The 11400-nt window shown below is 59.8% G+C and carries 10 protein-coding genes; 7 read left to right on the top strand and 3 right to left on the bottom strand.

Annotation, left to right across the window (positions count from 1 at the left end):
• Nucleotides 1–208: 208 nt before the first annotated feature.
• Entirely contained in the window at nucleotides 209–1837 is a 1629-nt protein-coding gene (mqo, locus tag CYR55_RS09790) for a malate dehydrogenase (quinone) (protein WP_101815950.1), read from the top strand.
• A gap of 55 nt (nucleotides 1838–1892) precedes the next feature.
• On the opposite strand, the gene arsC is transcribed toward mqo, so the two are convergent.
• Nucleotides 1893–2327 carry an arsenate reductase (glutaredoxin) gene (gene arsC, locus CYR55_RS09795; RefSeq protein ID WP_101815951.1) on the bottom strand — a complete coding sequence of 145 codons (435 nt, stop codon included), beginning with the start codon at nucleotides 2325–2327 and terminating at the stop codon, nucleotides 1893–1895.
• 277 nt (nucleotides 2328–2604) lie between these two features.
• Between arsC and tssD the strand changes: the two genes are divergently transcribed.
• Nucleotides 2605–3084 (top strand): type VI secretion system tube protein TssD, encoded by a 480-nt coding sequence (gene tssD, locus CYR55_RS09800; protein WP_101815952.1) that lies wholly within the window; start codon nucleotides 2605–2607, stop codon nucleotides 3082–3084.
• 67 nt (nucleotides 3085–3151) lie between these two features.
• Here tssD and CYR55_RS09805 read toward each other — a convergent pair whose 3' ends face one another.
• Nucleotides 3152–5350, bottom strand: coding sequence for a TonB-dependent siderophore receptor (locus CYR55_RS09805; protein WP_165699562.1), 2199 nt, complete (start codon nucleotides 5348–5350; stop codon nucleotides 3152–3154).
• A gap of 355 nt (nucleotides 5351–5705) precedes the next feature.
• Between CYR55_RS09805 and CYR55_RS09810 the strand changes: the two genes are divergently transcribed.
• The 5 genes from CYR55_RS09810 to CYR55_RS09830 all read left to right on the top strand — a co-directional run bounded on the left by CYR55_RS09810 (nucleotide 5706) and on the right by CYR55_RS09830 (nucleotide 10376).
• Nucleotides 5706–6656 carry a siderophore ABC transporter substrate-binding protein gene (locus tag CYR55_RS09810; protein WP_101815953.1) on the top strand — a complete coding sequence of 317 codons (951 nt, stop codon included), beginning with the start codon at nucleotides 5706–5708 and terminating at the stop codon, nucleotides 6654–6656.
• A 6-nt stretch (nucleotides 6657–6662) separates the two neighbouring features.
• Nucleotides 6663–7619, top strand: coding sequence for an ABC transporter permease (locus CYR55_RS09815; protein ID WP_101815954.1), 957 nt, complete (start codon nucleotides 6663–6665; stop codon nucleotides 7617–7619).
• Complete coding sequence (locus CYR55_RS09820) at nucleotides 7609–8613, top strand: iron chelate uptake ABC transporter family permease subunit (RefSeq protein WP_101815955.1); 1005 nt, start codon at nucleotides 7609–7611, stop codon at nucleotides 8611–8613. The genes CYR55_RS09815 and CYR55_RS09820 overlap by 11 nt, the downstream gene beginning before the upstream one ends.
• Nucleotides 8610–9368, top strand: coding sequence for an iron ABC transporter ATP-binding protein (locus tag CYR55_RS09825; RefSeq protein ID WP_101815956.1), 759 nt, complete (start codon nucleotides 8610–8612; stop codon nucleotides 9366–9368). The genes CYR55_RS09820 and CYR55_RS09825 overlap by 4 nt, the downstream gene beginning before the upstream one ends.
• A 75-nt stretch (nucleotides 9369–9443) precedes the next feature.
• Complete coding sequence (locus CYR55_RS09830; RefSeq protein WP_101815957.1) at nucleotides 9444–10376, top strand: LysR substrate-binding domain-containing protein; 933 nt, start codon at nucleotides 9444–9446, stop codon at nucleotides 10374–10376.
• A 7-nt stretch (nucleotides 10377–10383) separates the two neighbouring features.
• On the opposite strand, the gene mdcH is transcribed toward CYR55_RS09830, so the two are convergent.
• Nucleotides 10384–11292: a malonate decarboxylase subunit epsilon gene (gene mdcH / locus CYR55_RS09835; protein WP_101815958.1), complete on the bottom strand. Its 909-nt coding sequence runs from the start codon at nucleotides 11290–11292 to the stop codon at nucleotides 10384–10386.
• Between the last annotated feature and the right edge of the window lie 108 nt (nucleotides 11293–11400).

An 11400-nucleotide genomic window follows, 5' to 3' on the forward strand; every position in this document is an offset into this window, starting at 1 on the left:
CGGGCTAACAACGATGTTATATTGATAACGAAAAGTTGAATTTTTCATATTTATTGACCAGATATGTTAATTTAATGTTAAATTTAACCTTCAACCGGTTGTGGGAATAAAGGATGCAACGCCGCGATGCACACATTGCTGACGTTGTACGACTCAGCATGTTTTATTTTCATGAAGTTATTGTTTTTCAAGGATGCAGAGACGGGTTATGAACAAACTACGTGCCAATGCGCTTTGCTTGAATACGGTAATGTCTGTTACGCAAGCGGCAGCAGAGGAAAAGCAGGTCGTCGATGTGGTTTTGATCGGCGGCGGCATCATGAGCGCCACGCTCGGCACCTATTTACAGGAGCTGGAGCCGGACTGGACTATCCACATGGTGGAGCGTCTCTCTTCCGTGGCAGACGAAAGCTCCAACGGCTGGAACAACGCCGGCACCGGCCATGCCGCACTGGCCGAAATGAACTACACGCCGGAGAAGCCGGACGGCTCCATCGACATCAGCAAAGCGGTGGCGATCAACGAATCGTTCCAGATTTCGCGCCAGTTCTGGGCGTATCAGGTTCAGCGTAACGTCATGCACTCCCCGCGCTCCTTTATTAACAGCGTCCCGCATATGAGCTTTGTCTGGGGCGAGGACAACATCAACTTCCTGCGTAAACGCCATGCGGCCCTGCAACAGAGCACGCTGTTCCGCGGCATGGAATACTCCGAAGATCCGGCGCAAATCCGCGACTGGATCCCGGCGGTGATGGACGGGCGTGACCCGCAGCAGAAAGTGGCGGCGACGCGCATCCCGATCGGCACTGACGTCAACTTCGGTGAAGTGACCCGCCAACTGGTGGCTTCCCTGCGCAGCAGCCCGAATTTTGTGCACCAGACCGGCCATGAAGTGCGTGACATCAAACGCAACAGTGACAAAACCTGGACGGTGACCATCGCCGACCTGCAAAACGGCGGCCGTGAGCGGCGCGTGCGTACCCGTTTCATCTTTATCGGGGCGGGCGGGGCGTCCCTGACGCTGTTGCAGAAATCCGGCATTCCGGAAGCGCGCAACTACGGCGGTTTCCCGGTGGGTGGGGAGTTCCTGGTCACCGAGAACCCGGAGGTGGTCAAACGCCACATGGCGAAAGTCTACGGCAAGGCTACCGTGGGGGCGCCGCCGATGTCGGTGCCGCACCTGGACACCCGCGTGCTGGACGGCAAACGCGTGCTGCTGTTCGGGCCGTTCGCCACCTTCTCCAGCAAGTTCCTGAAAAACGGCTCGCTGTGGGATCTGTTCGGCAGCCTGCGCCCCGGCAACATCATGCCGATGGCGCACGTGGGCCTGGACAACTTCAACCTGGTGAAATACCTGATTGGGCAACTGATGCTCAGTGAGGATGACCGTCACCGTGCGCTGCAGGAGTATTTCCCAGAAGCGCGCAAAGAGGACTGGAAACTGTGGGTGGCCGGCCAGCGGGTGCAGATCATCGAAAAAGATGAGAAGAAGGGCGGCGTGTTGCGCCTCGGCACCGAAGTGGTGACCTCGCGTGACGGCACCATCGCCGCGCTGCTTGGCGCGTCACCGGGCGCATCCACGGCCGCGCCGATCATGCTGGAGCTGATGGAGAGGGTGTTCAAAGAGAAAGTCGCCTCACCGGAATGGCAGGCGAAGCTCAAACAGATCATCCCTTCCTACGGTCAGCCGCTGAACGGCAACCTGGCCCTGACGCAACAGGTGCTGGAAGAGACCAGCCGTATCCTGCAACTGGAAAGCCTGCCGCAACCGGCACCGGCGACCACTCCAGCCAGCACCCCCGCCCCCGGCGAAACCCACGCCGAAACGGCACTCTGAGTTTCACCGGAAAAAGCCCGCGCGATGCGGGCTTTTTTATACCTTATGCTGCCGGTCAGCCAGCCGGTGTGATGCGCTGGCCATCGGCACCGATCACCGCTTCGCCATCTTCTTTGCTGAAGGCACCTTGCTGGGCGTCGGGCAGCAGATCCAGCACCTTTTCTGACGGGCGGCAGAGCGCGGTGCCGCGTGGCGTGACCACAACCGGCCGGTTGATCAGAATCGGGTGGGTGGCCATTAACGCGATCAGCTGTTCATCGCTGTGCGGGGCCTGTTCCAGCCCCAATTGCACGTAGGGGGCGGTATTTTTCCGCAACAGGTCGCGCACCGGGATCCCCATCTCAGCGATCAACGCCGTGAGTTGCTCCGCGGTTGGTGGCGTCTCCAGATAGTGAATAATCTGCGGCTCCACGCCGCTGTTACGGATCAGCGCCAGCGTATTGCGCGAGGTGCCGCAATCGGGGTTGTGGTAAATCGTGATTTCAGTCATCGCAAACACCTTCTTTTCACTTCTAAACGGGCAGCACTACCTGTGCGCCCGGCCGCATCCTATAGCCGGCCGTTATTTTCCTGACGCACAGATTCATAGCAGTAATGTGCTGAATAATAATTCAAAAATGCTCAGCGTGATCCATCTAATAATTGAGACATCATACCCATTTTTTTAATGTAAATAACGGCAAGGCGCGTTGGCTTTTTACCGGCCGGTAATGCAAGCGTACTCTTTTCCCCGGTTTTCTATCAAAGATAAACAGAGGATGTGATTCATGATGCTTGCCTATATGTGGTTAAAAGATGAAAACGGACAACGGATTGCGGGGTCGGTTAACGAGGAGGACAAAAAAGGAAGTTGTGAGATAGTGGGCCTCGATCATGAAATGGGGATGTCAACCGACTATGATGTGGCGCCCCCGGTACTGACCCGGCGGCGTGGGCCAATGCGTATTGAAAAGCCACTGGACAGCGCAAGCCCTTTGCTCCAGAAAGCGATCTGTACCGGGCAGCTGCTTCAGGAAGTCAAAATAATGGTATATCCCAACCAGAAGGCGCAACAAGAAAACCGGCGCTTCTCCCTGACGTTAAGCGGGGTTCAGATCGTCTCTATTTCCTTGAATATGGGCCCCCGCAGCGACACCGAGACGCCGCCGTACTCTATAACGGAAACCCTCGATATGCGTTATGACGCGGTTATCTGGGCTGATGATCAAGGCCAGGTGATTTATCACGATCCCGGTGACGCGGCATAATGAATAAACGCCGGGAATCCGGCGTTTTTTAAGTGGCTATAAGCGTAACGCAGCCTGTGGAAAAGAATCAGAATGACATCGTCACCCCGGCGTAATAGGCGCGGCCCGGTTCGTTATAGGTCGAGGCACCTTCGTTTTCACGGTAGATCTGTTTATCAAACAGGTTGCTGATACCGGCATTCAGGCGCAGGTTCTTCACCAGTTCGTAATTCGCCCCGATACCCGCCACCGAGTAAGCGCCCACTTCCCGGTCGGACATCGCACCGGATTCATTGCGGATTTCCGCATAGTCACGCGGTTTCTGCCGGCCATACATCGTCCAGGTCAGGTTGGTGGAGAGCTTCCCGGTGACCTGCCAGTCCAGCATGGTGTTGATGGTGTATTCCGGGATGATTGACAGCGGGTTGCCGGTTTCTTTGTTTTCTGAAGTGATCATATAGGTGGCATTGGTGCGCCAGTCGAGCTTTTCACGGATAACCGGTACCGTCAGGTTGGCTTCCAGCCCTTCCACCAGCGCCTTGCCGCCATTCTCCCAACGCAGGATGTTATAGCCGTTGGAGGCGTAACCGATGATGTCCGTGCCTGAAACAATCTTGTTTTTGTAATCGTTACGGAAATAAGTAACGCCCGCCTCATAGCCGTTATGGCTGAATTGCAGGCCGATTTCTTTATTAATGCTGACTTCCGGGTCGAGGTTATCATTGCCCAGCAGGTAGCAGCTGCCGGAGGCGATGTTGACCGGGCAGCCGTTGCCGCGGGTCGAGAGCAGGTAACCTTCGCTGGACTGGTAAAGGTTAGGCGCTTTGAAGACCCGTGCAATCCCGGCTTTGAGTTTGAAATACTTGCCCAGATCCTGTGATGCGTTCAGGCTCGGGCTGAAATTGCCGCCAAATTTGCTGTGGTAGTCGAACCGCACCCCGGGAATGATCACCGTGCCGGGAACGGCCTCGATATTGTCTTCGATATACAGGGCGCTCAGTTCGGCGCTGTTTTTGCTGCTGCGGGCAGAGGGGTCGCCTGACACACCGCCGATGGTGACCCCAGCGGCATCGGTAGCCGACATGGAGGCCGGATCGTCGAGCTGTTCGCGGTTCCACTCCGCGCCGACCGTCAGGGTCTGGTCAACCCAGCGATCCAGCGGGATATTCAGCTCGCCGCTGGTGCGGTAGTTCTCCAGCCGGCTGGTATTATAGGCGTCGCTGTTGATCATCCCTTCTACCCGGCCGGTCGAGCCTTCCTGCAGGCGGGTATTGTTGGTTTTTTCGTAATAAACGCCGAATTTGGACTGGCCCCAGTCCCAGATGCCGTTATGAGTGATACCGTAGGTCTGGCGGTAAAGCCGATTAGTTTCACTGCCATAGAGTGACGGCACCAGCCCATTGGGGCTGACATTGCCGTTACTGTATTGGGTGTCCCCGGCGTAGATATTGCCCTGGCGGCTGTAGCCGTAGTTGAAATCCACAACCTGCGTCGGTGTGATTTTCCAGGAGAGCAGGGCGTTGATGTCTTTGTTACGCACGCCCTCGCGCCCGGCCGCGTAGGAACCGTTTTGCGCGGTGTTGATGTCATAGGCATCGGCGTCAGTTTTATTGAGGTTGCCGTAGAGCCGCATGGTCAGTGCATCCCCCGCCAGCGGGCCATTCAGGCTGAAGTTAGCGCGTTTGGTCGCCCCCTCTTTATCATTTTCCGGCTGGTTGGTGTAGAGCGACAGGGAACCGTGCCAGTCATTGGTTGGGCGTTTAGTGATGATATTCACCACGCCGCCTGCCGCGCCGGAGCCATAGCGGGCCGCTGCCGGGCCACGCAGCACTTCAATGCGTTCTACCATCTCCGGCGGCACCCAGTTGCTGTCGCCACGGGTGTCACGCTCGCCGCGCCAGCTGTAGCGCACGGAATTGCGTGACGTCACCGGCACGCCGTCTATCAGGATCAGGGTGTTTTCCGGCCCCATGCCGCGGATGTCAATCTGCCGGTTATTGCCGCGGCTGCCGGTGGCGCTGTTGCCGGTGAGGTTAACGCCGGGCATTTTGCGGATGATGTCGGAGAGATCGTTTACCGGCGGGGTTTTCTCAATGTCTTTGGCGGTGATGATTGACACGCCGGGCTGCTGCTTCAGCTCCTCCGCCGCCGTGGCCTGCACCGTCATCACTTCTCCTTCGTCTTTTGATAACGCAGGCGTTGCCTCTGCCGCGTAACCACTTCCGCTCATCAGCCCCGCCAGCACCACTGCACAAGGCCGCAAACAGTAAGATTTTGTGGTGTTCATTAAGAAAAACCCCTGTTTTTTATATGAATTTGTAAGTAAATGCGTATGGTAATGATAATCATTTTTATTTAAATAGCGAGGCATTAACTTTCATAATTTCCTCACAATTCACCCAGTACCTGGTGAGGCGTGAAAAAACGGTGACTTTTTGTGCGCTGGCGTCAGTAAGTAATTAATAAAAAATAAAAACTTACGAGGGGAGTCAGCCAAAGCGATAACGAAAGGCAGCGGGAGCAGGGCCAAAAGCCAATCTGTTCATCACGGCCCTCTATCAGGTATCATCCGTGGCGACAAATAAGAATAGTAATGATTACTATTTGCAATCAGTGGTAATTTAGCGACATCAGGAGATGAAATGCGTTTACGTGCAGCTCTGTTTGCGTCATTCGTGACGGCCTCCCTCGCCCTGACCGGGTGCGATAACTCCTCTGCCGGTGCTGATACCGCCCCGGCCATGAAGGTGGACCACGCGCAGGGCACCACGCAGGTGCCGCTGAACCCGAAAAAGGTGATTATCCTGAACCCGGCCACGCTGGATAACGCCGACGCGCTGAAGATCCCGGTGGCCGGGGTGCCGCAATCCAGCACGCATCTGCCGTCCTATCTGGCGAAGTACCTCGGCAGTGAGTACCTGAATGCCGGGACACTGTTTGAGCCGGATTACGAGGCGCTCAGCAACGCCAGGCCAGACCTGATCATCGCCGGTGGCCGCGCCCATGATGCCTATGACAAGCTCAGCGAAATCGCGCCGACCATCGCGCTGGACGTTGACCCGCAACACTTTATGCAGAGCCTGGCCCAACGCACCGAACAACTGGCGGCCATCTTCGGCAAACAGGCCGAGGCCAAAACCCTGCTGGCAAACTTCACTGCCCAGGCGGAAAAGATTAAGCAAAAATCCGCCCATGCCGGATCGGCGATGATCGTGATGATCAGCGGCGGGAAGATGTCGGCGTTCAGCGCGGGCTCACGTTTCGGCTTTATCTTTGATGAGCTGGGCTTCACCCCGGCCGCCACCTTCCCGCAGACCGGCAAACACGGCAACGTGGTCTCGTCGGAATTCATCCTCAACGCCAACCCGGACTGGCTGTTTGTGCTGGACCGCGATAATGCGATTGGCCGCGCCGAAGGGCAATCTGCCCAACAGGTGCTGGATAACCCGCTGATTGAGAAGACCAATGCCTGGAAAAACCAGCGGGTGATCTACCTGGATTCCGCGTCGCTCTATATTGCCGGCGGCATCCAGAGCTATACCCAGCTGATGGACAAGATCAGCGCAGCGCTGGACAGCGCGGCAGCGCAGTAACCTACCATGAAGCTCCTTACCTTAACCGGCCTGGTGCTGTTGCTGGGCCTGATGGCCTGTAGTCTGTTTATTGGGGCCGGGCAGGTGACGCCGGCGGGGTTCTGGTCTGACCCGGCGATGCGGGAGATCTTCCTGCTCAGCCGGGTGCCGCGCACGCTGGCGCTGCTGCTGGCCGGCAGCGCCATGAGCGTGGCCGGGCTGATTATGCAGATGCTGACCCAGAACCGCTTTGTTGAGCCTTCCATCGCCGGGACGACCCAGTCCGCCGGGCTGGGGCTGCTGCTGGTGATGGTGGTCAGCCCCGGTGCGCCGGTGATGGTGAAAATGCTGGTGGCGACCCTGTTTGCGCTGGGCGGCACGCTGCTGTTTCTGCTGCTGCTGGGGCGGATGCGGATGAAATCGCCGCTGATGGTGCCGCTGGCGGGCATCATGCTGGGCGCGGTGTTCAGCGCCGTCACCACCTTTCTGGCGATGGAATTTGACCTGTTGCAGTCGCTGGGCGGCTGGGAGTCAGGGGATTTCTCCGGCGTATTGCAGGGGCGCTATGAGCTGCTGTGGGTAGTCGGCGCACTGACGCTGATAGCCTGCCTGATCGCGGATCGTTTCACCGTGGCCGGCATGGGGCGCGAATTCTCGGTGAATGTCGGGCTGAATTATCAGCGGGTGATGCTGGCGGGCATGGCGATCATCGCGGTGATAAGCGGCGTGGTGGTGGTGGTGATCGGCGTGCTGCCGTTCCTCGGGCTGATTGTGCCCAACATCGTCAGCATGATGATGGGCGACAACCTGCGCCGCACCCTGCCGTGGGTCTGCTTCGCCGGGGGCGGGCTGGTGCTGCTGTGCGACATCATCGGCCGCCTGCTGATCGCGCCGTTTGAGATCCCGGTGAGTGTGATCCTTGGGGTCATCGGGGCGGCGGTATTTTTGGCCCTCATCATAAGGAACCCGCGCCATGCACGCTGAAGACGCAACCCGCCGTGCCGGGGAAGGCCGGGCGCGGCGGGCATTGAGCCGGCCGGTGAAACGCCTGCTGCTGCTCGCCGGGCTGGCCGGTTGTGCCGTCACCGGGTTTATGACCCTCGGCCTCGGCGGCAATATCAGCTACATCCTGATGCATCGCGGGCTGGTGCTGGCGACCATGCTGCTGGTGGCATTCGCCTCCGGCACGGCGACGCTCTTGTTCCAGACCGTGACCGGTAACCGCATCCTGACGCCCTCGATCATGGGGCTGGAAGCGCTGTTTATCCTGATCCAGACCCTGCTGATTTTTCTGATTGATGCCAACGGCCTGGCGCAACTGGGCGTCAGCGGAAAATTCCTCTGCGATACCCTGCTGTTGCTGGTGTTCTCGCTGTTCCTTTACCGCTGGCTGCTGGCCGGGGTGGGCATTGACCTGCACCGCGTGCTGCTGGTGGGGCTGGTGTGCGGCACCCTGTTCCGCAGCCTCTCCGGGCTGCTGCAACGCCTGCTTTCGCCGGGGGATTTCGCCATTTTGCAGGGGCGCATTTTTGCCACTTTCACCCGCGCCGCGCCGGAGATCATCGCGCTGGCTGCCGGGATTTGCACCCTGGTGGCGCTGATTGTCTGGCGGATGCGCCACCAACTGGACGTGATCGCGCTCGGCCGGGACACCGCCATCAATCTGGGCATCGCCTATCAGAAACAGGTCACGCTGATCCTGCTGCTGGTGTCGCTGCTGGTGGCGATCTCAACCGCGCTGGTGGGGCCGCTGACCTTTCTCGGGCTGTTGGTGGCTAACCTCGCTTATCAGGTCATCGGCTCCGCCCGGCACCGCCACCTGCTGCCGGGCGTGTTCCTGATTGGCGCGGTCACGCTGGTAGGCGGGCAGGTGATCCTGGAGCGCCTGCTGAATATGGCGGGCACGCTGTCGGTGGTGATTGAGTTCATCGGCGGTGCCCTGTTTATCTTCCTGTTGGTCAAAAAGGCGGCCGTGTGATTGAGATAAAGAACATCAGTAAGCAGTACCACCAGACGCCGGTGTTACAGGCGATCGCGGAAACCATCCCGGCCGGGGGCGTGACGTCCATCATCGGCCCCAACGGGGCGGGGAAATCGACCCTGCTGTCGGTGATTGGCCGCCTGCTCACGCCGGATGCCGGGCAGGTGCTGGTGGGTGGGCTGGATGTGGCGCAAACGCCCGGCAAACAGCTGGCAACCAGGCTGTCGGTGCTGCGGCAGGAGAACCACTTTACCAGCCGTCTCACGGTGTACGATCTGGTGGGCTTCGGCCGTTACCCCTATACGCAGGGGCGGCTCAACGAGGAGGATCGTCAGCATATCCATACCGCGCTGGCGTTTCTTGACCTGTTGCCGCTGCAGGAACGTTACCTCGACGAGCTCTCCGGCGGCCAGCGGCAGCGGGCGTATGTCGCGATGGTGCTCTGCCAGAACACCGACTACGTGCTGCTGGACGAGCCGCTCAACAATCTGGACATGAAGCACGCGGTGGCGATGATGAAGCAGCTGCGGCGCGCGGCGGATGAGCTGCATAAAACCATTATTCTGGTGATCCATGACATCAACTTCGCCGCCGCCTACTCAGACCACATCATCGCGATGAAAGCGGGGCAGGTTGTCTGCCGCGGCGGGCCGGATGCCATCATGCGCCCGGAGGTGCTGGAGGCGATTTTTGACACCGAGGTCAGCATTGAACAGGTGCGCGGCCGCCCGGTCGCCATCTATTACCGCTGACGCCCCCGATCGCCCCCTTTTTCACCCGGTTTCGTGTAGGGTGTAAAGCCGGTCACGGCGAACCCAGGCAGAGGCATGAAATCAGACATCGGCAACGACATCACTTTCCGTAAGCTCACTATTTTCATGGCGTTTATGGACAACGGGAATATCGCGCGCACGGCGGAGATGCTGGAGATCAGCGCGGTCAGCGTGCATCGTGCGCTGCATACGCTGGAGGAGGGGGTCGGCTGTCCGCTGTTTGCCCACAAGGGGCGTAACCTGGTGGCGCAGCCCGCCGCCTGGACGCTGCTGGAGTATTGCCGGGAAGTGATGCAGCTGATGGCCCGCGGCCTGGAGGAGACACGCCACATTGCGGGCATCGGCCGGGGACGGCTGCGGGTCGGCACGCTCTACTCCCTGACGCTGGACACCATGCCGCGCCTGATAATGGGCATGAAACTGCGCCGCCCGGAGCTGGAGCTGGATCTCACCATGGGCTCTAATCAGGTGCTGCTCGCCATGCTGGAAGACAGTGTGCTGGACGCGATTCTCATCTCGGTATCAGACACGCAGATTGACCACAAGGCGCTGGAGGTCATGCCGCTGTTTCATGATGATATCTATCTGGCCGCCCCGGCCAGTGAGGCACTGGACAGCAGCCATGAAGCGGATCTGCGGGATTACCGCGACCGGAAATTTGTTTCACTCGCGGAAGGGTTCGCCACGTATGCAGGGTTTCAGGAGGCGTTCCATGTGGCGGGGTTCGAACCGGAGATCGTCACCCGTGTTAACGATATTTTCTCCATGCTGAGCATGGTGCAGGCGGGCGTTGGCCTGTCGCTGGTGCCGGGCCGGATGAAAAAACTCTATGAAAATGACCTGCAACTGCTGAAGCTGGCGGAGCCTTACCAGATGCGCCAGCAGATCGCGCTGGTGTTTGCCCGCAACCGCGAGCGTGACCCAAACCTGCTGGCGCTGGCGGCAGAAGGCCGGATGTATGCGCTGGGCCTGCCTGCCAGGCGCTGACCGGCCGTCAGCGCGCATTCCCGCGCAGCCGCGCCGCCAGATGGACTGCCACCTCAGGCCCACTCTGCTCAAGCGCCACGGCCTCCCCTTCCCAGCCCGCCTGGCGGGTCAGGCCGGTCAGCACCGCGCCGGGCGGCATCTCAATCGCCAGGCGACCGTCACGCTCCCCGGCGGCCACCATGGCCTCCTGCCAGCGCACCGGGCGCGCCATGTTCAGTGCCAGATCCTCCGCGATGCGCGCCGGTTGCCAGAGTACGCGCGCGGTGCTGCCGCTGAGATAGGCGCAGTGCGGCCGCTGTAGCGTCACCTCGTCAAACGCCCCGGCGAGCTGTTGCGCCGGTTCACGCAGCAGCGCACAGTGCGACGGCACGCTGACCTTCAGCCGGTCTACCCTATTGGCCCCGCAGGCCAGCGCCGCCCGGCCAACGGCTGCCATGTCATCATCACGCCCGGCAATCACAAACTGGGTATCGGCATTCAGGTTGGCGATAAAGGTGCCGCTGCCCGCCACCAGCGTTTCGATCTGGCTGAGCGTCAGGCCGACGATCGCGGTCAGGCCGTAGCCCTGCGGGTAGGCCTGTTCCATCAGATCGCCGCGCCGGGCCACCAACGCCAGCGCGTCGCGGAAACCGAGCGCCCCGGCGATCACCGCCGCCGGGTAGGCACCAATCGACAGGCCGCTGACAATGTCCGGCCTGACCCCACGCTGAATCAACGCCCGCGCCCAGGCCACCCCGGCGATCAGCAGCGCCAGTTGCACCGGGCGGGTGTGGCGCAGCGCGGCCGGGGTGTCGAGCGTGCTGAATTCCTCACCCAGTACCGCCTGCGCCTCGCGCCGGGTCTCGTCATCGGGCAGGTCACGCAACATGCCGGGGCGCTGTGTGCCTTGCCCCGGAAAGGTAAACACGATGTTCATCGAATGCCCCCGAGATACCCCGTCCTTTTAGGGCGGGGAGGAAAGGAGGCGGTTTTCTGCCTGACTTCTTTTTGTTTGACCATCGTCAATGCCTCTCACATTTTTGCC

The organism is Chimaeribacter californicus (genome assembly GCF_002858675.1).
In the GTDB taxonomy this organism is placed as follows: Bacteria; Pseudomonadota; Gammaproteobacteria; order Enterobacterales; family Enterobacteriaceae; genus Chimaeribacter; species Chimaeribacter californicus.